The organism is Shewanella yunxiaonensis (genome assembly GCF_018223345.1).
In the GTDB taxonomy this organism is placed as follows: Bacteria; Pseudomonadota; Gammaproteobacteria; order Enterobacterales; family Shewanellaceae; genus Shewanella; species Shewanella yunxiaonensis.
The window spans coordinates 540497-564721 of record NZ_CP073587.1 but is presented as its reverse complement, the minus strand read 5'-3'; the positions used below and the strand labels follow the sequence as shown (position 1 = coordinate 564721).

Sequence of the window (24225 nt, the reverse complement as noted above, 5' to 3'; positions counted from 1 at the left end):
ATGACTCCTAATATCAATATCATTTTCTTTGACGTATCGATATCAACGCAAGTCATAGGCCAACATATTGAAATTAAATGTAAAATAATGTCGGATTAGTGTAAGTGTAAAAATAACAATTCAATCACCTGCGCTATTCTAACTTGAAGCACACAAAAGCGACCGGATTAGGATGTTGACGGCATTCACGTTGTTGATTGGCTGTACAGCTTTTGCATCAACGCGATGGGCCTTGTGCTTCTCTTTGTCTCATCGCTGATTTTGTCGCGAATATCACTATTCCGGCGCCGACTACAATGACTGCCACCAATCCCAATAGCATAGTGCTGGGGGAAACTTCGGAGATGCCGGCACCTTCGGTTGGCAGCAATAGATATATGAGTGACAGCAATGTCAGCGGGATTGATAGGATCAGCCCAATCACTTCAATCCAGAATAATGCGCGCGGCATTTTATTGGGCGAAACCGGAAAGATTTTTGCCAAATCTAACGCATACACGAGGAAATAGGATACGCCACAGATTGCCGCCATGATGACCGCAATCTCGGAGCCGATAAAAGAAAAATAGATTAACGCAAGACTCCCAATCCCCAGGACAGTAAGAAATACATTGAAGATTCCCAGTGTCATAGGCGATATATGGGAGAAATCCCGGGTTTCAATCGGACCGCCTGGGATCAAAAGCCCGAGTAATACGGCTGAAGTGCCGAGTAATCCTGATACAACGTATACGATGTAATGTTCCATATTTTTTCACCTGACCTTGGCCTAGCGCCCTCCCCTATTCGCTTCGTTATCGAGTGGAGCGCACAATCGACAGCTGCTGGCGGTTATTTGAGCATAAGTGGACGGTCATGGGCAATCAGTGAGCAGACTTGACCTTTAAAGATGAGATAGCCACACAGAATGAGGCCTATAGGCTGCAAGTGCTAGGCGAAAATGGAGCCGATAGCGATAAGCGAACTAGCGATGGTCATCGCCATTGACCAAGTCACGGCACAGCGTTAGCTCAATCTCTGATTAACATGTTAGGCAAAGTGCCATTGAATCCTAACCGCTTAATTGCGTCAGGCGCCCGCCTAAGTCGCCAAGCGTCTAATGCTCACTTTTGAATGTTCACAATGTTATAACAAGCATGACCTCCTTTGAGGTGGGTCAATATATCGCATGCTAAATTGATTAAAATTTGAACAATAGCTGTCGCCTTTCCACAGCTGAAAAATAAATGGAGGCGAAGATTATGTTCAACAAACTCGCATTTATCTCGTTTAGTGCTTGTCTGCTAATCTCCTATTGCTGCGTTGCAGCAGTTGTTGTTCCCACCGAAGTCCAGATGCCGGGAACTCAGCCAAATGAGTCGGGAAACTTTGAGTCACCAGACAAGTGTGACAACTGCCATTCCGGCTATAACACTGCTAATCCAGAGAATGAACCGGCTACAGGCTGGCGCGGTAGCGCCATGGCCAACGCCAGTCGCGATCCTATTTTCTGGGCCACCTTAGCCATTGCCGAACAGGATTTTGATGGTGCCGGAGATTTTTGCATCCGTTGCCACAGTGCCAAAGGGTGGTATGACGGGCACTCAACACCAACCGATGGTTCCGGTATTCCTGAGATGGATGACAACGGCGTTGATTGCGACACCTGCCATGTGATGACCAATACCGACAATTCCGATCCTGTGTTGCAAGGCACAATGATTGCGCCCTTTATTGCTAACTGCAGTGATGATCTGCTAGCGCCCTCTGGCACCTGTCAAAGTGCCACCGAAGGCTATTATGGCAGTGGCATGTTATCACTCTGGAGCACTAGCAGTGCCAAATTAGGGCCATATGCTGATGCGGATGCTCGCCATCAGTTTATGCAGTCAACATTTCACCGAGATGTGGATTTTTGTGGTTCATGCCATGATGTTTCTAACCCCGTAGTCGGCGATCTTGCGCCTGTTAATGGTGCGCAGGCTGGCGCGCCATCGGTAATATCCTCTCAAGATGGAACCGGAACACCCAACATGGGTGGGTCAGTAACAGAAAAAGCCGCTTTTAACAATCCGCCTTATGCTTATGGTGTGGTTGAGCGAACCTACAGTGAATACAAAGCCAGCGCGTTCCCAACGACATTGATCGCTGACTTCTTATCACTGCCTGACGAGTTACAACATCAAGGGGGGGCCATCGAACAGAGCTATCAATCGGCCCTTTTAGCTGGAACTGGTGGCAATTATGCGGATGGTTCCGCGCGGTATTTCAGTTGCCAAAGCTGCCATATGAGACCCGTAGAAGGAACCGGAGCTAACAAGCAAGGCGTCGCGGTTCGCGGGGATTTACCCCAACATGATTTTACCGGCGGTAATAGTTGGATCGCCGACATCATTAAATACCAAGACAGCCACGCTCAGTTAAGGCTTGGCGGAGGACTAACAACAGCACAATTGACGGCACTGGATTTCGCAACTGAACGCGCGAAAACTCACCTACAACAGGCGGCGACAATCAGCGTAAGTGGCAACGCTATCACGGTCGTCAATCTCACTGGTCACAAACTGATTTCCGGTTATCCAGAAGGTCGGCGTATGTGGCTCAACATCAAATGGTACGACGCGTCTAATCATCTGCTACGTGAGGATGGTGCATACGGCCCCATTGGCGTAACCGTGGCCAATCCGGCCGGTGGCGCTAGTGTTGAAGTAGAATCTATTTTGGATTTAGCCGGCAATAATACCTGCATTTACGCGGCACATTATGCGATGACCCAGGCATGGGCGGAGCGTTTGCTGGCGTTAGGACTAAGCGGCAATTTAGCGCTGAACTACAACCGCTTAACTGGTGACGTCGAGACAACCTTGGCCAATTTGGCGGCAGGCAACGCTGGCGATCTTGTTGAGACCTTTCATTTTGCATTAAACAACTATTTGGCGGCGGATAACCGCATTCCGCCTTATGGTATGCGTTACGACGAAGCATTGCGGCGCAATACACTGCCAGTGCCGACCAGCCAATTTGGCAATCCTGGCGTAGGTGGTGTTTATCAACATTATGATCAACTCACACTAAACCCACCAACTGACGCGGTGTACGCCACCATTGATTTGCTATATCAAGGCACCAGCTGGGAGTACATCCAATTTCTGCAGTTAGCCAATAATCACGAAAATGTTTTCCTTAGCACAGAGGGCAATAACCTGCTGGAAGCATGGCTCAATACCGGTATGGCGAAGCCACAATTAATGGCATCGACAACCTGGGGCTCGCAGCCGGTAAGCAACGATACCGTCGGAGTAACGAATATTACCACCGGCTATTATCAACAAAGTGGAAAAGGTAAAACGCAAACAACTAGTTACATAGCATCCAGCACAATAACGGTGGGCGATGAAGTGATTATTCGCTCAGTGCTGCATGACGCAAATGGAGAGCCGGTTGCAGGAGCCATTGTCACCAGCAATATCACTCATATTTCTAGCCTTGAGAGCATCTCTCTGATTAGCGCGGCCAGTGATAATGATGGTATTGCAGAATCGCGTTGGAAAACTTCGACACCAAACCGTAAGGGCACTGGCGGTACTGCCACAGGCAGTTATAGCATTACCACAACGGATGTAACAGGCAGCTGGGATGGCGTGACCACTAATGGCAGTTTCAGTCTTGTGAATTGAAAAGAGAGTTAAGTGCTGAAATCTCGTCTTTTTGATGGGCACCTAGTGATGGCAGATCATTCTACCGTTAACTAGGTGTCTCGCCGTCGGGAGAAAGCTAAACATCTCGTTCGAATTCTCCCCTAACGTTTTACAAGGTTTGAAATCGGCCAGAAAACCATTAGTCATTACTGGGTATAGTTGTACCCTGAATATTGTGGCGTAAGGGGAGGATAAGTGCTGGAAACAGGCATAAAAAAACCGACTTATCGTCGGCCTATTATCTCGCTATGAGATGGTACCAGAGGACGGACTCGAACCGTCACGCTTTTAAGGGCGGGGGATTTTGAATAAGTAGCGTCTAAAACCACTATTATTTTTCAGCTAGTTACATCATCATATAAACACTTTGCAAATTCTTTGCATGACCACATCAGACGCAGACCATGAGTAAACAGCTCGAAAGACATGATATCACTGACGAATTGTATGTCTACAAACAGGACAATAGTGAGCGTTGGTATGCCCGGATTAAGGTCGCAGGCAAATGGGTTGCCAAAGCCACCAAACAAAAGGAAAAAGAGAAGGCTATTGCCATGGCTTATCGACTCCAGATGGAATTCGAGTTCATGGCCGACCGTAACCTACTGGTGGGCTCCAAGCGTTTTCGGGATGTGGCAGAGAAAGCTATCAGTACCATGCAAGCGGCAATCGACAATGGTAAGGATATCGAAAAGTACACAACCTACATTCAGGTGTTACGTAAGTACCATATTCCCTTTTTTGACCGGACTTACATCACCTCAATTGATATTGAGAAACTGCGAGCATTCGACGTATGGCGAGCAGAGCAACTCGGTCGTAATCCTGCCAAGTCGACACTACTGAACCATAACGCTGCAATGCAGTTAGTGTTCAAGGAAGCCGTGGAACGTAAGTGGATGCTGGCTGCCCAAGTCCCTTCTCTATCAACCAAAGGTGTTGAGTCACAACGACGAGCGCATTTCTCACCAGAAGAATACGACAAAGCCTTTGATATGGTGTGGAAGTTGGAACAAAACAGCCGTAAAGAAAAAACCCGACAAATCCGTGAACTGTTAATGGACTATATGGAATTCGCGGTCAATACCGGTATTCGTCCCGGCACGGAGATGGAAAGCTTAACGTGGGGTGATATCCATATTGATACCAATGAGCACAACATCATTTTCTATATCACCGTAAGAAAAGGGAAAACCGTTAAACACACGGGTACTCGAGAAGTGGTTTGTCGTGATGAAATCTTTTCCAGTATTCAGACATTAAGAGAACGGTTCCCCAATCGCAAACGAACTGACAAACTGTTTCGGTTGGCCGATGGCAGTGATACCAAGGAACTCAGCAAAGCGTTTGATAAGGCACTTTCCGAAGCGGGTTTAAAAGAGTCTGCGCATGGTGTGAGAACGCTCTACTCATTGCGCCACACTTACATCACTTGGCAGCTGTTAGCTGGTGTGAACATGGAGGTGTTGGCAAAGCAATGTGGCACCAGTATCGCCATGATTGAGCAGCACTACAGCCATGTTATTCCGAAGATGTTCAGTAAAGAACTCTCTGGCGTCGACCTGGGGAAGGCGATGGTAAAACGCACCAAAGCCAAGGTGAGTGATAAACACAAACAGCATCTCGCTGACACGCTTAAAGAGTGGCAGGTACGCTATCGGCAATTAGGGTGTATCTAGTCATTCAACTCATCTCGGGTTGGCAATAGCTCAATCGCTTCACAGCCGAGTACCTCGGCAATCTTGTACAGCATATCCAGAGTGATATTCACCTCTGCACGCTCAATACGACCAACATAACTTCGGTCAATCTCAGCTCTGAGGGCTAGCTCGTCCTGAGAGAGTTTTTTCTGTATGCGCATCTGCCGCACAGACAGACCCACTTTCACGGCCAAGTTGTTCATAGGACTCCTGTTATTCAAGGGGTCACTATGAGAATTTGCCTGTGAACTATCCACGGATTATAATCCGCATTTTGCGGAGTATAGTCCTCATTTAATCGACGAGTTCAAGGGTATCCCAGTAGATGCCCCCACTGCGCTCGTCCTGAAACTCTAGGAAGGAAGTTAATGGGTACGTTTAACATCATCTTTAAAGGTGAAGTCATTGAAGGCAAGGAACCACAAAAGCTTGCGATTGCCTTAGCGCGATATCTCAAGCTCCCCGAGGACAAAGCTTACCTGCTGCTCTCAGGCAAAGAGCTGTGCATTAAAAAGCACCTGAATGCCAGTGAAGCCTCCGCTATTCATGCCAAGCTGTTGTCAGTGGGGATAATCACCTATCTAAAAGAAGCCGCGCCGCCTGAAACAAAGCCAGCAGCAAAACCGTCAGCGCCAGAGCGTGTTCAACAGGCCAAGCCCGCAACGGGAACGCGAAACCAGTCATTGAAAACGCCACACATCCTCCCTTCCGATAATTCAAAACCCCGTACAGCCCATCAGGACTACTCTTCACTAAGTAAAGGGTGGCAGATGATATTCAACTGCTTTGATGAGCTTGGGGTGGATAAAGTCGGGTATCGGCAAGCTATACGCTCTGACGCATTACGGCAACGGTCTCTGATGGAACGAAGAAAACTACGGTTTAATTTCTTGGGAGCACTCTTTGGTCCGTTGTATTACTTCGCTAAGGGCATGTTCAAAAAGGGACTGTATCTGACCTTAGCATTAGCCATTGTCAACATTGCGATTGGCATGATTTGGGCGTTGTTTTCTGACTCTGCATTCATCGATAGATTGATAGTTGCTATCAACACCGTAACATTCGCCATGCAGGTCAACTACGACTATTACCGCTACTACCGCTTCAAAGAAACGCTGTGGCCTTGGCTGCCCAAGTGGATGGATAAATGGTGGGGCGTTTTGTCGGTGTATATACTTGCGTTAGTCGCTTTTTTTGGGCTTGCCTTCCTCATCAACTTATCTGATGAGTCTGATACCGCCAGTACCATCAAGGACAGTTACTTGGAAGGGTATGAACAAACCTCTATCGGTCAAGCCTTTGATAATTGGTCACCTTGCGCCACAATCAAATGGGAATCGCACGAAGCTAAGAATGGCACTCGGACAGTCACCTATCACTGCCAAATGAAACTGAACACCTTCAAGCAACAGGAAGGTAAGGTATATAGGTTAGTTACACACAATGACGACACTAAAATGGTTGACCTCACCAAGCAAGCCATCTTACAAATGAGTTTTACCGTCAACTATGACGATAGTTTCATCATCAATGATGCACAGTGGGACATTGACTTAGGTGACCACCATTATCAACCCTACGTACCCCATGACAGCGTGTTGTACGACATATACAAAGATGAACTCTATTTGTCTATCGCGGAAATCTTCAGCCCGAAAAACATTCTTTCAAATGAGTTTATTAGAGACATAGAGCAAGCCAAGTAAGCATCATATGGCACTTTACCAACAAGAATTTTGAAAACACTTTAACTTGGGCTTGACCTAAGCCAGTTCCCGATGCTCAATGATAGGAGCTGGCATAATGACGTTTGTCCCAGCTTTTGGTTCAAGGATGGTGACCAATACTTGATACTGTGGGTGGACTACAAATCACCAGCGGACAGAGAATACGAACAAGAGCGGTACGTCATTATGACTGCTGAAAATGAAGGAACCGAAGCTGACCCCGAGGTTTTCACCCACCAAGATAGCAATATTGTCTTCTCCGCTGAAAAAGAATCAAAAATTTTTAGATTCCTATCAAGTAGATAAATTGTTCAATCAATACTTATCTTCACTAAAAAATCAAAATTTTACATTGACATATTTCCCCCGATACAGCCCAAAAGACAACGATGTAAGAATAAAGCTATCACAATATGGTGAAATTTGACTCATCTCGACGAGTTCTGGTGATAAGTGGTGAAAAATGGTGATGAAAATCTATAAAAAAAAGTGTACGTTACTGGAGCGTAATGGAGCTCAGTGAGTAGCTGAAATGTGCAGCTCGAAAGTATAATTTCAAATATGGAATAACGCATGAAAAGAAAGTGTGACTCAAGAATATCTATATCCTTATCCCTAGAGCAACATAAGGAATTAGTACAACTTTCTGAAAAGAATGATGTGTCGATTGCTTGGTTAGTAAGACAAGCAATCACGTTTTATTTATTTAAGAATAGTAATAAGCAAGATGAAAATTAAAAAACCTAAAGTAATATCACTATTTTCAGGCGCTGGAGGACTAGACCTCGGATTTAAAAATGCGGGGTTTGATATTGTCTGGGCAAATGACTTTGATAAAGATGCTTGCAATACGTATACACACAATATCGGTTCACATATTGTTTGTGGTTCTATTGAGGATATAGATTCAAATGAAATCCCTGAAGCCGATATAATTATTGGTGGTTTTCCTTGCCAAGGATTTTCTCAGGCAAATCTTCTTCGATTTGCTGACGACGAAAGGAATAAACTGTACCTTGAATTTCTTCGTGTTGTAAAAGATAAAAAGCCAAAATTATTTTTCGCTGAAAATGTCAGTGGAATATTGAGTTTAGCAAAAGGAGAAGCAATTAAAAAAATAGAAAATGATTTTTCACTAGCAGGATACTCGGTCAAGAAAAAACTGTTTAATGTAGCAGATTATGGGGTCCCACAGTCAAGAAAAAGGGTAATTATTGTAGGTGTAAGAAAAGATCTAAATATAGATTATGACTTTCCTATAGCGACTCACACATCCCCAAGTAAAGCAAAAAAAGAACAGTTGCTTCCTTGGGTATCAATAAGTAAAGCCTTAGAAGACATACCAGATGCTGACGATGCCGATCATGGGTTACTAAATCATGATTACTCGAAGTATAAAATTACAAACAGAAACTTCACAGGCCACAGAAAAACAGATCCAGAAAAGCCTTCACCGACAATACTAGCTAGAGGTAACGGAAAAGGAGGAGTATGCGCCATTCAACATCCCAAAAATCATCGAAGAATGTCAGTGAGAGAATCAGCTACAATTCAGACATTTCCAAAGAGTTTCGAATTTTTTGGAAGCCTAACATCATGTTATCGTCAAGTTGGAAATGCTGTACCCGTGAAATTTGCTGAACAACTGGCCTTAGCTTTAAAAAATAAAATTGGTGAATAAATTGAATATTGTATCATTATTTTCTGGAGCTGGTGGATTAGATTTGGGACTAAAATTAGCTGGACACAATATAATTTGGGCAAATGATTTGTATGAAGATGCAGTTAAAACATACAAATTTAACATTGGAGAACATGTAGTTTTACGTGATATTTCTCTTATTCCATCTAATGAAATACCTAATTGCGATGTAGTTGTTGGAGGCTTCCCATGCCAAGGATTTTCTGTTGCAAATATGACGAGAAAAACAAATGATCCTAGAAATAAACTATATTTAGAAATGGTTAGAGTTATAAGAGATAAAAAACCAAAATATTTTATTGCAGAAAATGTAAAAGGAATACTTTCTCTAGATAAAGGAGGAGTAATAAGAAAAGTTGTATCTGATTTTGAGGAACTAGGATACACAGTAGATTATAAGTTAGTAAATTGTGCAGATTACGGTGTACCACAAACCCGCATGAGGGTAATAATTTTTGGAGTCCGTAAAGATATTACAACTAACGTGATCTTTCCACCTCCTACAACTCACAGTAAAGATGGTGATAAACTTCCTCATTGGATAACTGTTGGACAAGCACTAGCACATTACCCAGAACCTAGTGAAGAACTTAATGTGATGAATCATGTCTGTTCAAGTTACAAGCTGAGATTTAACGGTCATTTAGGACATAGAGTAATTGACCCTAATAAACCAGCTCCCACCGTAACAGGTAGAGGAGATGAAAAAGGAGGTGTTGTCGTCTTACATCACCCAAATAACACTAGAAGAATGACTGTAAGAGAAACAGCTGCAGTACAATCCTTTCCCGATGATTTTTTCTTTGTAGGTTCGAAAACCTCAGGCTATCGGCAGATAGCGAATGCTGTGCCTCCAAAACTTGGCTTTGCTTTGGGTGTAATGCTAAACCAAGCTGAAAAAATACAGCCTCTCCCAACTAAGAAGTAAACTCTTACCAACCACATCTTGAAGATGGTATTATTCCAACTGTTCTTTTGCTAACAGTTGGAATAATAATGGATTATACAAATATACAAAAGCCATTTGAAACATATAAATGGAGATGGGGCGCTTTAACCCCTACTGAAAACATCAATATTCCAGAAGTATATTATGGATGTTTGAAGGTATTGTATGAAAACCAAGGAAAATCTCCTAGTGATCCGGAAATTCACGAAGGACTAATGAAAATTCAAAATGAATTGTCACACGTTAGAATCCCCAATTTAGTTAGAACCAAAAAACGTAATATATTTAGAAATTCTGGTCAATACTGGAAAATAACAGGTCTACTTAAATCAACAAAAGGAGGAATCAAGCTTTCAGAATTCGGGAACGCTTATGCATCTGGTAAAATTACACGAGATGAGTTTTCATCGTATGTAATAAAAAGTGTAGAATTCCCTAACAAAGATATTGACAAACAGTCTGTCTATAGTGATTGGGAAAAACATACTCTAAAAATAAAACCTCTTGAAATAATATTAGAAACAATATACTTACTTTATTGTAATAAAAAAGAACACGGTTATATAACGACAGAGGAATTAGTTAATGTTTTGATTCCAATGTCTGGAAACAAATTCGTTCCAGAAGATATTTCTACAGGAATCATAACCTACAGAAAGCATCCAGAAAAATTTAGTAAATCATGGAAAGCATTAGATAAAGATAATGATCATAGAATTGCGAGAGAATTTTTACTTTTCCTTCATAATTATGGTTATCTCGGAGTAAGAGATTCAACTGATGATAGGAAGAAAAAAGAAAATTTTACACAAGAGTTTTATCTTTATGAGGAACAAGCAGATAGTATTCATTCATTATTAAAAATCGCACTTCCTGAATATCATTCAAACACGTTATCGATTCAAGATCAAGATAGTCTAATTGATGATATTATTTCCATAGAGAATTCTTCCAAAGTTATAGATGCATCTAGAGAAAAAAGGCAAGTTGAAATATTATCTAGAGTGGGTCAGTCAAAATTCAGAAAAGACGTCATATTCGAAGGGGGTGGTGTTTGTTTGTTATCCGGAGTAAAAACTCCTGAATCATTACAAGCATGCCACATCATCCCAGTTAAGAATAATGGCACTGATCACTTTTCTAATGGCATAATATTGAGAGCAGATCTTCATATTTTATATGACAAAGGTCACATTAGAATTTATGAAAATGGAAATATCACACTTTCAAAGTATCTTAGTAATGACCCATACTACTCAAAGAATATCCCGTCTAAAATTGAAATCCCTAAATACGTTAACTTAGAAGCACTTAGATTAAGAAATAAATACATGATGTGAGCTAATTATACATAGGGTTATAATTGGTCGGGTATTTCTGACCAATTATAACTTAAAAAAGCATATCCAACAGCGGGTTCCTAGCTCTGAATCACCATTATCTCAACCAATGCTTTAACCAGATCTAAGCGACATAACAACTGAGTTTTGAACAAGTAACTATTTCTGCATTTTAAGAGTTATTAAAATGCAGAAATCTAGTGTTTATGCGCATATTTGAGCTGCTTTCGTAGCAATTGACTGCAAACAGCGTGAAAGTATCTGTTATGCATATAAAAGTGCATAAATAGTCATATTCTTACGCGAACATCGCTTAGTATTGATTAGTCTGAAAGCATTCGCGTAGAAGCGTCTTTCTTAGGCTGTAAATTATAACTTGCCCATGAGCTCGATTATGCAAATAGCATCACTGATATCTGAGAAGCGTAGTCCCGTGAACTCCCCACCCCCATCTAGACACTCGATAGTGATTGAGTTGGGGATGCAATAGCCTGAACGACTGCGGCACTGGTATATAGCGTACGCTCGCTGTTGCCAGTAGATTTCCATCACGAAGGTCTTGATTCCGATATCCCTATCCATATGAATGTCATCCTTTGACAAACCAATCACTCAATTGCCAATGACTACACTACGTAATGCTGCTGGCTAATGAAGGATAGCAGATAAAGGGGACAGAAGCGTGCTTGAACCGTGACTCAACCGCCCAGTTGGGACATAAATGAGTCAGTGATTTTGCCAAATTAGAAACTCATAAATTACTTCCAGTATGGCAAAATCACTAAGTAATGCTAGGTTGATACTTCCAAATGTCTGGGGTTTTATTGGGTGTTGGACCTTAACCAGTTCCTCACCTATTTGCATTCAATGAGCATTTTATTTCGGCCTCGAACAGCCATAAATGAACCCGCAACGGGCATAATTACAGCGTTTTCATTGCCATTTTTGTCTAAAAAGACATATCCCCTTGGGCAAACCTTGGCAGCTTCCTCATAACACTTCTCAATTACAGCACTACCGCAAGATATTAAAAATGCCTGAGTACCATTAGGTCCTTGAATGGGAGTAGAAGTCGCACAGGCAGTTAATAACAGTAACAGTGGAAGCACTTTTATAATTGGTTGCATGATTATATCCTTATATACCAGAGGCCTAGGTTCATAAGTTCGCTTAGGCCACCAAAGCAGTAATGTCTGAGTACTACTGAATACACTCTGAATCATTATTAAAATTGGGTCAATCACGTTAGCCTAAAGTCACGCTGCTGAAGCGGAATGGGGCAGGAGCGCTTTTATTTTAGAGAACCTCACTAAAAGAATGCGACTGACATGTCCAGCCCATGCGTTTAGGCATGGGCGATTGTTCTTAATATCGCAGGCAATACCAGTTCCGCTCAGCGCTGTATATTTTCAACGTTGGTCCACAAAACAACTGCTTGGTCTCCAACATATGCTCTTACTTTTGCCTTACCGGTCCAGGTTGTATCCAACACAGAAACTTGAATCCCCGATTTAGTTATGATGCAACCATTATTCAACAAGTACTGCCAACCTTGTTCATCTTTTTTAACTGCGGCCTGAGATAATTGATCGAATAGTTCTTCAGTGAGACAGGCACCATACCCGCCTTTAAGAGTTTCTGCTTGCACTTGAACTGCACAAAATACTATTGCAACAACAAGTAATTTTTTCATAATTTCCATTCCTTATAATTTATTCCCTTACGGCTTAGCTCCTCACATTACACTGATAATCTATGTAAAGAGCCAAGCCTACTTACTTATTTATTTACCTTTTGAAGGAGCATTTCCTCGACCACTGCCTGATGGATTGCCTGATGTACTGGGCCAATTGCCGCCTGGACCAGGATGACTTGATGGCCCTCGACCACCTCCGCTACTTTTAGCCATAAAAATCCCTCTTCAGTTTATTGCTAGAAGTTTCAAAGCTGACATTCATAACCGATACAATGAATTGCCAATAGTTATTTTAGTCTATTCATATAGCGTCCAATGAAAACTGACCACCATTGCTCTAGCCACTCTGTAGCATTACTAAAATTTGGTCAACTAGGTCGAGCCACACAGATAGGACATAACGGGCTGAGAAACGTTTTGGGGCATTTTCGAGTTACTGACTTTTATCTCACCGTACTGGCACAAAAATCACCTAATCCTAGCCTGTAGCATCAGAGTGCTGAACACCTCTGCTCCAGCACTGGATTATCATTGTGCTGAACAGCTTTTACCTTGCGAGCTATCTCACATTCGTTCTTTGTCACAGGATATTGCTTATCCCAAGCATTCATCAGCTGCTGCTGGGCTTTACTCATCCTGTAACGGGGATACACCGCTTCAAAGTACAAATAGGTGCGGGCAATCCGCCCTCTGGCCTCTTCTGGTGGCTGAACTTTGTTATCTTCAATCCGCATATCACAGCTGCCAAATTTAGATTTGGCTGAGGGTAGCATAGTGAAGTTATAGTTCTGTCTTGCTGCGTTAACAGAACCAATGGCTGGTGCAAGGTTGTATAAGTCGGACTGCATCAAACGGTATTCTTTATTCGCTTTCTCTGCGCACTTTCGGCCCTTGAATGCCTTGCCCTTGCTATCGACGCAAACAGGGCTGCCTTCGCGCCACTCAGAGAATGTTCGGCCAAAGTTCTCTGCTGGAACGATGTGTTCAGCTTCCCACTTAAATCTGCGCTTAAGATAGACGGCTGTCTGAAATCCTTCAGGTAAAGTAATCTGCTTTTTACTGTCAAAGGCGGCACCACAGTATATCGTTTTGCGTAAAGTGTCGGTGGTGTAGATGCTATTCTGCATAAGCTTTTTAGCTGCCGAGAATGATTCAATTTCGGTGTTGCCAGCTGCCATTGCACCAGTACAGAACAATCCGATGATTAGCCAAGTCAATTTCATTCATCATTCCTTTTTATGATCATCGACACTGAATTAAGGGTATCTGTCGCCAATCCGTAGTGTATTGCGGTGTTAGCATATCCCGTCGCATATGCCATTTTGGGTCAATACCCTGCGCAGCAACAAATACGGTGTCACTGCCATAACGCTGGTTAAGCTTATCCAGCACGCACATCAATCTTGGTTCTTCGGTAGGTGGAGAGAACAAATCATATTGCACATGCTCTTGTGGTCTAAGGTCAACCAAACCTACACCAATCTTGTAATAACGTACCCCGTCAACATAGAGCCTGGGAATAGCCATTGCAACCTGCCGACCAATCACTAGGCTATCATTAGTTGCTAGGGGGAAACGTAATAGCTGTTTGAACCCTCTTGTACAACCATCATCAAACGGTGAGTTATGAGCAAACACCAAGATTGCACCAGCCACACTATGCTGCTGCCTTGCTTTTTGGCAGGCTTTACTCACATGCATAGCAAAGGCTTGCTTGAGCGAGTCCAGTTCTTCAATTCGTTCGCCAGTGCTCCGAGTAGAAAATATCTGTTGCTTGTCCGCTCTTGTTTCATCCCAATTTCTAGTCGGCGTTCCATTAAGCTCCAAGACTAAGCGTTCCACTTCAACACTAAACTGCTTACGCGCTAACTTGATAGGAATTTTTGACAATTGTAATGCGGTCATAATCCCCATACTCTCTAGACGTTTGCTTAACTTCCGCCCAATCCCCCAAACATCAGAAACATGCATTTCCGATAGAATGGACTTTCTCGTAGATTCAGAATTAATTGCACAAACGCCATTAAAGCCCTCGATACGTTTTGCCGCATGGTTAGCGGCTTTTGCTAGCGTTAAAGTGTCACCAAAACCAACACCAACAGGCAATCTAGCCTCCCGCCAAACCGTACGCCGAATAACAGCTCCCAGTTCTAACAAAGCTTCCTCACCTAAGCGCATTCCAGTCAAATCTAGAAAAGTTTCGTCTATGCTGTAGATATGCTGTCTTGGCGCAAACTGACCAACAATTTGCATCATCTTGTCAGATAAATCGGAATAGAGTTCGTAGTTGGATGAGCAAGCAATAACCCCATGTTGCTCAGCAAGCGCCTTTACCTGAAACCAAGGCTTAAACTTCTCTACTCCAGCAGCTTTAGCTTGTCGATTTGCGGCAACAACACATCCATCGTTGTTTGAAAGCACTACTATCGGTTTACCACGCCAATCGGGCCGAAACACCTGTTCGGCAGAGCAATAAAACGAGTTGGCATCAACAAGCGCAAACATTACCTGTCTCTCAATAGCCGATTGGCTCTGAAACTATGAATCGAGCGAATAACCACACCTTCAACGGAAAAGGTATCAAATTCCGAGACGGGTACAGGTTGGTATGCTTCGTTAGCAGACAACAACAATTTGCGCGTCGTATCAATACACTTACACACGAACTCACCATTGATATTCGCAACTATGACATCACCATTAATCATAGTGATGTGCCTATCAACGATAAGTACGTCACCATCGAATATGCCCACCCCTTGCATGGAATCACCGGACGCCTGACAGAAAAAAGTGGCTGACGGATGTTCAATGAGCAATTCGTCAAGACTCAATGGTAACTGGTGGTACTCTGCTGCTGGACTCTCAAAGCCTGTAATCCCAGCGCTCGCATAGATAGGGACAACTTTCATTGGCCAACCAATACTGTTTATACATACAGTATATATTAGCATCTAGAATACATTGAACAAGCTGGCTAGATCTCGGGATCCCTGAATATGGCTAGTCAACTAACTCTACAAGTTCTTCAGGTAGGTCTAGGAATATACTCTTACCCGCTCGCTTTCCCTGTTTTTTATCCAGTCCGTAAACCGACGAACCACTGCTACATACCAGAATGGTTAGTGAGTCTTTTGCGCGTGTCAGAGCCACATAAGCATTGCATAACTCTTCCTTGTAGCTGGACAGCTTGCATTTGCTAAACTGCGGATCAAGCACGTAGCAATGCTCAGCTTCTAAACCTTTCCCCTTATGGTACGTGTGCACCTGAACGGCTTTTCCATCTCCGTGCACGATTTTCGCCTTACTTAGCGCACTCTCTACACGCTTGCGCTGATAGTTGTAACGGCACAGGATGAACTGGCTTAAAGGCTGATTGCGTTTCAGAAGGTCTTTAACCAGCCAATCAATCGCATACTTGAATTCATCACAACTTTTGAGCCGAGGTCTGTTATCTGTATCTGAACCTTTCACTGGCAACGAAATACTGTAGTTACGGTTAATACTGATCCGAATATGATTAGTCAGCTCGACTAAAGGCTCTGTAGAACGGTAGTTATCTAGCAACTGGAAACGCTTACTATTAACAAATTTCTTCGTGAATTTATCGAGGTATTCGCTCATGGCACCACGGAAGCCATACATAGACTGTGCAGGGTCGCCAACGCAGAACAAGTGGATGCCTTTGCCATATAGATTTTTAATGATGTTCCACTGAACAATGTTCGTATCTTGGATTTCATCAATGATCAGGTACTTAGTCTGGTCAACAATCCGTTGGCAAAACTCATCTTTTTCACTGTATGCCCTGATCATCGCCAGCATATCATTGAAGTCTCGATATTTACCTTTCTTGTATGCTTTGTAAGCCCTATGGATCGCTAAAATATCGCTTTCATAAACGACTAAATCCGGTGCAACTTTCTTAATACAACGATTGAGATCTGGTGTTTCGTAATTCGCCATGCAATTAAAAACGTCAAGACAGCGACGAGCTATCTCATCAGGCGGATAGGCTTTGGCGATCTTGCAATCTGTAGCAACAATAGACTGCAAAGCCTTTAGAACACCATCCTGATCAAGAACTTCATACTTTTCAGATGCATTAAGTAGCTGGTTACACCAACTGCTAAAAGTACCAATGAACATTTGCTTATTGTAGAGCTTGTTTTTCTTCAACCGCCGCCTGAATTCCGCTGCCGCCTCATTAGTAAAGGCAAGTACACAGATTTCATTAGGCTTTATGTTTTGCGATAGTAGATGGCGTACCCGCTCAACGATCAGACGAGTTTTACCTGAACCTGGGCACCCTTCTACATATATGGCTCGCATTCTGGCGCTAGAAATCTTGTCTACTGGATCTCCCTTCTTACGACTTGCTTTAACAAGTCGCTTAAGGATTTTGCGAGCAACTTTAACAGCAGCTTGGTAGTTAAATGGTCGCTGTTCATCTAGCCCCTTCTCTGGCTCACTAATAGCATCCAGTAATAGGCTGAGACGGTTTTTGATCGCTCTATCTAGCCGCTCAGTGTCGAAAGACAAATAAAGAGATTTCTCTTGGGTTCTCAAGAAAAGTTGATCACACATGGCTGATAACGACTCAATCGACTTGTCTTTAATGAGGGCTTTTAATTCTCTATCAGACAACTCCTGCAAATAACAGGGCTTCAGTAACTTCACATCCCGAAGTGAGGACTTCACAGAACACAAATCGGCAAGCTTCTTCGGTTTCTTAATAAACCTGCGCCGAGACTCTAACCGATAGCCACAAGCTTGCTGAGTGAATAGCTGCTTAACATTTGACACTTTTTTAGCCACACGCTCTAGTGTTGATCCCCAGCCTTTTAATGCCGTTTCAAAGAACAACTTTGTTTCTTTAAGGGGTTTGTCATAGCCAATCAGGTGGTCACTAGAACGCCTCCCGACATACGATGTTTCGGCGGCTAACTCGGCTTCTTTCGGATAACACTGACCTTTTTTAACTTTGTTGTTGTCCGTTAGCAGGAAAGCAAAAAGCTGAGAGACACCGTACATCACACAGCCAGTATGCAACTCTAACAGTTTGGCATTACTAATAAGCTGCTCATAACGACGCGGTCCTAATAGAGAATAAAATTGGTACATCATGAAGGATACTTGTTGGTTACTAACACGAGTAGGAATAAACTCGATTAAGCAGTTATAGGTCAGTTTCCGCCCCTTATTTTTTGCGTGAGACAAATCTGCGAAATAGACATTGATATAGCGGTAACTGTCATTGTCAACGCACATCATAAACTTATGTGTAAAGTAAGGCTTATTCCCATCGGTTTTATAGCCGAAGTTGATAGAGCCTACTTTAACAGCGCTTACACTGAGGCGTTCTTTTCGCGGATTAGTTTTAATATTTTGAATGCCAAATAGGTCACCATTTTTACTAAGCAACTTATCTTGGTCTGACTTAGAGAGCTTAAATCCAAATCTTATATAATCCACATCTACCGTATCTTCACTGACATTATCGATTGCTGACTGCATAAGGCTTTGTTGGTTGCCAACGATTTCTTTATCTCGGAGCACACTGATAATCTTTGTGATATTGGTTGTATAATTAAAGACTTTAGGATTGGTAAGCTTAGCTATAACACCATTATGCTCTGGTTGAACTAATCGATGCTTATCTATACTGAAAATATTACTTTTAGCATAAAAATCTATGATGTTAGTTTTATCTAAACTATCATTAGACATAACAGAGATATTGAAACAATCATTAGAATCACTCATATACAAATACCTGTTTATTATCTTACATTACAGTCAAATTATTAAATAATAAACATCATTTAAATATTTTAAAAAATAGAACAATTATATTAATTTTTTAATATAATTACCTAACAGTAATAAATTATCTATATATATATTTTATAACAAAATTTTAAAGGCTCATCGATATATACCGATGAGCACTTATAGGTTTGGCAAGAGTTAATCTGTCTCAAGTTGAGACAAATACGATTCTCGTTTAGCTAAAATCTGCTCTGCACATTCAACAATCACTATCAACTCAGCCGGGTGCATATGTAAGAGAAGGTCAATGCATTTGCCAGTTATGGCTGTGTAGACACCTCCAAATGTATGAGCGATAGAATCTTTAATCACGGCATTTACAATGTATTCTAACTCACCAAATTCAGATTCATCTTCAGGCTCATCATCCGATTCACCTTTAGGCTCATCATCCGATTCATCTTCAAACTCATCATCCGATTCATCTTCAGGCTCATCATCCAATTCATCTTCAAACTCATCATCCGATTCATCTTCAGGCTCATCATCCGATTCATCTTCAAACTCATCATCCGATTCATCTTCAGGCTCATCATCCAATTCATCTTCAAACTCAAAATCCAATTCATCTTCAAAGTCATCATCCGATTCATCTTCAGGCTCATCATCCGATTCACCTGAAAAACTAGCATATGGATTGTAATTCTTATTAGATTTTATAGGAGAACCTTCATCATACTTATTTTCAAAATTCTGAATATTAATAGGTTTAAAGCGCGAAGGAATTTTTAAATCATCTTTATGGGTATCACCATCTGAATAATGTCCAAACCGCATTAGATAGTAAATTTCTTGCTCAACTAATTTTGCCGTAATATTACCATCACATTTTTTATTCAAATTTTGCCAAAAAATTTTCAATACATACACTGACTGAGTTTGAAGAATACGATTAAGTTTCTGACAAATATTGCTATTGATTTTAGGATGTTTCCAATCATATTCATCATAAACTGCAATATTTACACTAATCTCAACTATAGCTCTATAAACTGTTGCACGTGATACCTGCAAGTGTTTTGATACGAACTCAGAAATCGTTTTACAATTATACGGTTTACGCTTATACATTTCATGGATAAACACTAGATATAGATAATATTTAAATTCTGACCAGAGAATGCAAATATTGTTTACCGTTTTTTCCACTTCTTCCTGAGTTGGACGGTATTTTGGATTACCTAGTCCAATTGCATCACAGTCATCAATTTTTGCTTTTAGACTGTCAGATTTCTGTGTGGTAAATACTTCCGTATTAACAGCATCACTTTCGATGTGTTTATCATGTTTTCCCATCATTTCGCTCTTCACTTCATGCAAAGGCATATTGCCATCCGTTAAAGTGCCTGACATTGCATTGGTTTCTAGACATTTCTCAATTTGTGGAGTAGCCTCTGATGTATCTGTAGGGCGCAAGCTTTCTTCATAATCTTTCATTTCAATATTCCTTAAAGTAGCCATCCAGCCTCTCTGGATAAATTAATTATTCAAAAACTCATCATCTACTTTTACCGAAAAGAAATTCCTGACAACAAAACCAACTTAACCACTTGTTTTTATTAACATTACTCACCACATAAAGCAGCCCGTTTCATACAACTTTTTCAAGTATTAACACCTATGTTTCGCATCAATTTTTGCGCAAGCCTTGCCAAATATGGGCTTCAGCAGTGATATTGTTTGCCCAATTTATCATAAGAATGTAAAATTATTCTTAAGCCAGATGATTGGTTGCTTTTCATGCGCATAGGTACTTTTGACCATCCAGTGAAACTTGTAAGTGAAGATACTGCTAGAGAGCTTCTCCTCAAGCACAGCGTATTAACATCAAGTGGCGTGTTTGACTTTCACAAACTGGCTAACTTCGGAAGTGACACATACATATTAAACGTTCTATTTAACAATCACTTAACTTTACAAGATGTTAAATTGGCACTCTATTTCCATGAAGAGTTAGCGGATGGTGGAAAGGTATTCTCGACATCTTCAGGCAACTTCTGTCCTGCGAATCAATATGGCGAAGGAATTATAGAGAATGGAATTTATAGGGAATTCTTGGTGATTGGCTCCAATGATTCGTTTAAACAGGATATTTGCTATACCAATGAGGAAGGCTATTTTCCATCATTAATTCATCTAACTACCAGCATGGGAATGAATCTTACGCCACAAGGGATAACCAACTTAGTTCGTCGCCTACACGGCTTCGGATACATTACCGTCACAGATATAACCCCTGCAAACACTTATAGCCCCCCTGAAGCAAATAAGAAAACAAGCTATCGAGCAAAGTTGAGGCACATAAGGTTGTGTAAGGGTATGTGCCAAAAAGATCTTTCAGGCCGATGGATTAGTAGAAAGAAGAAAAAGCGTCAACTCAAGAAGAAAGATGTCGCTGTGAAGAGTGAATCTGTTTCCATTGAACAATGCTCTTCTCTTACATAAGACTTGAAAGACCTTGACCACTCTACATCTTAATACCGTGTCAAATATAGCGGCTGAAAAACAGCCGCATTTGTGATACCATACTCTTACAGAGTGGCATCACTATTCCCTTCTATTTCAATCATATAGCAACAAATTCACTCATCTTCTAACTGGAGTTATTTACATGACTACAGCGACCCCTTATGCGCTGTATTTGAGCCGTCTTGCGCCCAATAGTCAGCGCTCGATTGCTTCGCAGATGCGCAGTATTGCGCGGCTGATGGACTGGCCGGACGTCACAATGGGTAAGCAACTGAGCAGCATTGACTACCAACAAGCGATGCAGATACGGGCATTACTCATTCATGAGCAATGGTCGGCACGTTCGATTAATCGCGCCATGACCGCCATTAAGAGCATTGTCAAAGTCGCTGCGCTCATGGGTAAAGCCGATATGCAGCAGGTGGCACATATCGCCAGCATTACGCACATGAAGCATGGTGCGCATCAAGGTAATCCGCTAAATGCCGCACAAGTGACACAGCTATTTGAGCTATTGGGTAAGCGCAGAGGTCTCTATGGTCTGCGAACGCTGGCTATCTTTGCGCTGTTCTTAGGCACTGGGCTTAGACGCAGTGAGTTGGCGGCGCTGACCATGGCTGACTATGACAGTAGCACCTCGACCATCACGGTCGTGGCCGGGAAAGGTAACAAGAGCCGGGTGCTGTTCTTACCTGTTTGGGTTGAGCAACACATTAGCGCATGGCTAAAGCTGCGTGGCCGCCAAGCAGGGTATCTCATTTGTAAGTGTACCATCACCGGGCAATTCGCAGTAGATGAGCCTGTCAGCAGTGACACCCTGTATCGGCTAGTGAAAGACAAACTATCAGCGATTGGTGTGTTAGGCGCTTCTCCTCATGACCTGCGCCGCACCTTTATTACCCGGCTACTGGAGCAGAACGTTGATATCAATACTGTGCGCCAGATGGCAGGTCATGCCGACATCAGTACCACCACCATCTATGACAAGCGTGGTGATGCGTTTATGCGGGAAGCGGCGGCGACGCTGGATTATGTTCCTGAGCCTAAACGTCGTGGCGGGAGGTCGTCATGCTGAAACGCAGCAAATCGCGTTTATGGCGTGCACAGTACTGCCACTATCTGGCCTCTTGTTATGGTGAAGCACTGATATGTGCGGCCTTTACCAGAGAAGGAAAATTCTCTTCTTCAATGGTGGAATCCATGACCGGGGAGAAGGTTGAGCGTCACAAGCAATATTCACTGGATGACGTATTAGCCCTTATTCCTAACGAAGACCGAGCACCGACTGCGAGCAACACCGTGCCCCAAAATGCCAAGTTCCTGTGTCAGTTGTTTGGGCTGCCTTTACAGATGCAACCCGTAGTGGCATTTGTGATTGTGATGAACGCTAACCTCGGACTGAGAAGCATCGCCGATGTCCTGCTGGATGATGACGAGGGCGTACTGGAGCGGGTATTGGTTGCCAAGAGTGGTCTTGATAGCGAGGACATCATTAAGCAACTGGATAAGCTTGCCAAGTGCCAGTTAATAGAGGAAGTGTCATTTGTCACCCCCTATTTGATGAAGTTACCCGTACCGCTGATACCTATACTGGTGAAACAGCCGCTTACCAGTGCTGAGCAGTTGATGGCTCCGCTCATTTGTCAGAGCCGGGAAGCCCAATTTAGCCTGTCGCAATTTGGGCATGTGAACACTGACTTACTGGCTAACTACCTATCTGCCATTACCAAACAGCCAACTGTCGGTGTCAATATCCTGCTCTATGGCAAAGCGGGAACCGGGAAAACTGAGTTAGCCCGAACCTTGGCAAATTCAGTTCAGCGTAGCTTGCTGGAAGTGCAAAGTCTGCGCCTAGAAGAAGGCAAACTGGTAGGAGCATTTCATTCCCGAGACCCGGCCTCACAACGTCTGGGGTATCTAAACCTGTTGCAAGGGTTACTCTCGGGTAGCAGTGGCAGTCTGCTACTGGTCGATGAATGTGAAAGCCTGTTTGTACAGGCCGATGAACACTACACCAAGGAAGGATTGATGCGGGTGTTGGAGCAAAACCCAGTACCCGCTATTTGGATAACCAACCATGCGGAGTTGCTGGAGCCAAGCTTTATCCGCCGCTTTAAGTTGGTCATGGAAGTGCCAGTACCGGAGGAATCCTTTGCCTATGCCATGAGTCAGCAATTGCTGACATCGCTCAAGGTATCGGATGAGTATCGATTATTGCTGGCCGAGAAACCCAATGTCACTCCGGCCATGGTAGGCAATGCCGTGCATGTGGCAACGACACTGAAGCTTAAAGGCACCAAGGCCGAAGCCATACTGGATGAAGTGATTGAGGCAACCTTAGAAGCTTGCGGGGAAGACGCACCATTACCCAAGTACCAGGGCGAGTTGGTGTTTGATGACAGTCTGGTGAACTTCAAAATAGTAAAAGAGCAAGCAACCAGTACCGAACAAACCGCTGAGATACTGGCCTCGATTAACTATGCCGTGGAACAGGCGATGCCCATTCGGGTCATGCTCAGTGGTCCACCCGGTACAGGTAAGACGGCATGGGTACATCACTTAGCAGAAACGCACGGTTATGAACTGATGCACATCAAATGCTCTGATGTACTCAGCAAGTATGTCGGAGACAGCGAGCAGAACGTCGCTAGACTGTTCAGAGAAGCAGATAAGCAGCAGAAGCTGATGCTCATCGATGAAGTCGACAGTCTGCTCAGCAAGCGCGAGAGCGCGCATGCGCAGTATGAGGTGCAGCTTGTGAACGAGCTACTGTCTCAGCTTGAGTGCAATAACATGCCTGTGTTTGCTGCCACCAATGCCCTTGCCAGTATTGATAGTGCAGTGATGCGCCGTTTCGATTTCAAGTTGGAGTGTGACTATCTCACTAGTGAGCAACGCCAAGCACTGTACCGACAGGTGTTTGGCATTAAGCGCCTGACCCATGTTGAGATTTCCACCCTTAACACCCTAAACCAGTTAACCCCCGGTGACTTCGCCATCTTGGCAAGACGCCAACGCTTTGAACCTAAGCGCGACCACCGCGCTACAGCCCTCGCTTTACTTGGTGCCGAGAACAGCCGTAAGCAAGGGAAACCCCGTATCGGATTTATCCGTTAACACCCAACCATAGGAA

The 24225-nt window shown here is 43.0% G+C and carries 19 protein-coding genes; 10 read left to right on the top strand and 9 right to left on the bottom strand.

The features are described 5' to 3' along the window. Positions 1 to 217: 217 nt before the first annotated feature. Positions 218 to 748 carry a hypothetical protein gene (locus KDN34_RS02590; protein WP_212595387.1) on the bottom strand — a complete coding sequence of 177 codons (531 nt, stop codon included), beginning with the start codon at positions 746 to 748 and terminating at the stop codon, positions 218 to 220. 493 nt (positions 749 to 1241) lie between these two features. On the opposite strand from KDN34_RS02590, the gene KDN34_RS02585 reads away from it, so the two are divergent. Together KDN34_RS02585 and KDN34_RS02580 are read left to right on the top strand one after the other, a co-directional pair. After that, entirely contained in the window at positions 1242 to 3656 is a 2415-nt protein-coding gene (locus KDN34_RS02585) for a hypothetical protein (RefSeq protein WP_212595386.1), read from the top strand. A 425-nt stretch (positions 3657 to 4081) separates the two neighbouring features. Continuing rightward, positions 4082 to 5356 (top strand): tyrosine-type recombinase/integrase, encoded by a 1275-nt coding sequence (locus KDN34_RS02580; RefSeq protein ID WP_212595385.1) that lies wholly within the window; start codon positions 4082 to 4084, stop codon positions 5354 to 5356. Here KDN34_RS02580 and KDN34_RS02575 read toward each other — a convergent pair. Further along, entirely contained in the window at positions 5353 to 5580 is a 228-nt protein-coding gene (locus KDN34_RS02575; RefSeq protein WP_212595384.1) for a helix-turn-helix domain-containing protein, read from the bottom strand. The genes KDN34_RS02580 and KDN34_RS02575 overlap by 4 nt on opposite strands. A gap of 165 nt (positions 5581 to 5745) precedes the next feature. Between KDN34_RS02575 and KDN34_RS02570 the strand changes: the two genes are divergently transcribed. The 5 genes from KDN34_RS02570 to KDN34_RS02550 all read left to right on the top strand — a co-directional run bounded on the left by KDN34_RS02570 (position 5746) and on the right by KDN34_RS02550 (position 11095). Further along, positions 5746 to 7083: a DUF2628 domain-containing protein gene (locus KDN34_RS02570; protein WP_212595383.1), complete on the top strand. Its 1338-nt coding sequence runs from the start codon at positions 5746 to 5748 to the stop codon at positions 7081 to 7083. A 594-nt stretch (positions 7084 to 7677) separates the two neighbouring features. Next, positions 7678 to 7842: a ribbon-helix-helix domain-containing protein gene (locus KDN34_RS17500; protein ID WP_212595382.1), complete on the top strand. Its 165-nt coding sequence runs from the start codon at positions 7678 to 7680 to the stop codon at positions 7840 to 7842. After that, entirely contained in the window at positions 7832 to 8785 is a 954-nt protein-coding gene (locus tag KDN34_RS02560; protein WP_212595381.1) for a DNA cytosine methyltransferase, read from the top strand. The genes KDN34_RS17500 and KDN34_RS02560 overlap by 11 nt, the downstream gene beginning before the upstream one ends. A gap of 1 nt (position 8786) precedes the next feature. Further along, positions 8787 to 9734, top strand: coding sequence for a DNA cytosine methyltransferase (locus KDN34_RS02555; protein WP_212595380.1), 948 nt, complete (start codon positions 8787 to 8789; stop codon positions 9732 to 9734). A gap of 68 nt (positions 9735 to 9802) precedes the next feature. Further along, on the top strand, positions 9803 to 11095 hold the full coding sequence (locus KDN34_RS02550; protein WP_212595379.1) for an HNH endonuclease: 1293 nt from the start codon (positions 9803 to 9805) through the stop codon (positions 11093 to 11095). 854 nt (positions 11096 to 11949) lie between these two features. Here the strand turns inward: KDN34_RS02550 and KDN34_RS02545 are convergent. From KDN34_RS02545 to KDN34_RS02515, 7 genes are all read right to left on the bottom strand, one after another. After that, the gene (locus KDN34_RS02545; protein WP_212595378.1) at positions 11950 to 12222 is read right to left on the bottom strand and encodes a hypothetical protein; all 273 of its coding nucleotides are present in this window, start codon (positions 12220 to 12222) and stop codon (positions 11950 to 11952) included. 266 nt (positions 12223 to 12488) lie between these two features. Next, positions 12489 to 12788 carry a hypothetical protein gene (locus tag KDN34_RS02540; protein WP_212595377.1) on the bottom strand — a complete coding sequence of 100 codons (300 nt, stop codon included), beginning with the start codon at positions 12786 to 12788 and terminating at the stop codon, positions 12489 to 12491. Positions 12789 to 13282: 494 nt separating this feature from the next. Continuing rightward, positions 13283 to 14014 (bottom strand): endonuclease, encoded by a 732-nt coding sequence (locus tag KDN34_RS02535; RefSeq protein WP_212595376.1) that lies wholly within the window; start codon positions 14012 to 14014, stop codon positions 13283 to 13285. 19 nt (positions 14015 to 14033) lie between these two features. Next, positions 14034 to 15296 (bottom strand): Y-family DNA polymerase, encoded by a 1263-nt coding sequence (locus tag KDN34_RS02530; protein WP_212595375.1) that lies wholly within the window; start codon positions 15294 to 15296, stop codon positions 14034 to 14036. Further along, entirely contained in the window at positions 15296 to 15703 is a 408-nt protein-coding gene (locus tag KDN34_RS02525) for a LexA family protein (RefSeq protein ID WP_212595374.1), read from the bottom strand. Before KDN34_RS02525 ends, KDN34_RS02530 begins: the two co-directional genes overlap by 1 nt. A 91-nt stretch (positions 15704 to 15794) precedes the next feature. Beyond that, complete coding sequence (locus KDN34_RS02520; RefSeq protein WP_212595373.1) at positions 15795 to 18557, bottom strand: UvrD-helicase domain-containing protein; 2763 nt, start codon at positions 18555 to 18557, stop codon at positions 15795 to 15797. Positions 18558 to 18761: 204 nt separating this feature from the next. Continuing rightward, entirely contained in the window at positions 18762 to 20060 is a 1299-nt protein-coding gene (locus KDN34_RS02515) for a hypothetical protein (protein WP_212595372.1), read from the bottom strand. A gap of 303 nt (positions 20061 to 20363) precedes the next feature. Between KDN34_RS02515 and KDN34_RS02510 the strand changes: the two genes are divergently transcribed. The 3 genes from KDN34_RS02510 (at position 20364) to KDN34_RS02500 (ending at position 24209) form a co-directional block, all read left to right on the top strand. After that, positions 20364 to 21068, top strand: coding sequence for a hypothetical protein (locus KDN34_RS02510; RefSeq protein ID WP_212595371.1), 705 nt, complete (start codon positions 20364 to 20366; stop codon positions 21066 to 21068). 166 nt (positions 21069 to 21234) lie between these two features. Further along, the gene (locus KDN34_RS02505; protein WP_212595370.1) at positions 21235 to 22167 is read left to right on the top strand and encodes a tyrosine-type recombinase/integrase; all 933 of its coding nucleotides are present in this window, start codon (positions 21235 to 21237) and stop codon (positions 22165 to 22167) included. Next, a complete protein-coding gene (locus KDN34_RS02500; RefSeq protein ID WP_212595369.1) occupies positions 22161 to 24209 on the top strand; it encodes an AAA family ATPase in 2049 nt (682 codons plus the stop codon). The genes KDN34_RS02505 and KDN34_RS02500 overlap by 7 nt, the downstream gene beginning before the upstream one ends. The last annotated feature ends 16 nt before the right edge of the window (positions 24210 to 24225 follow it).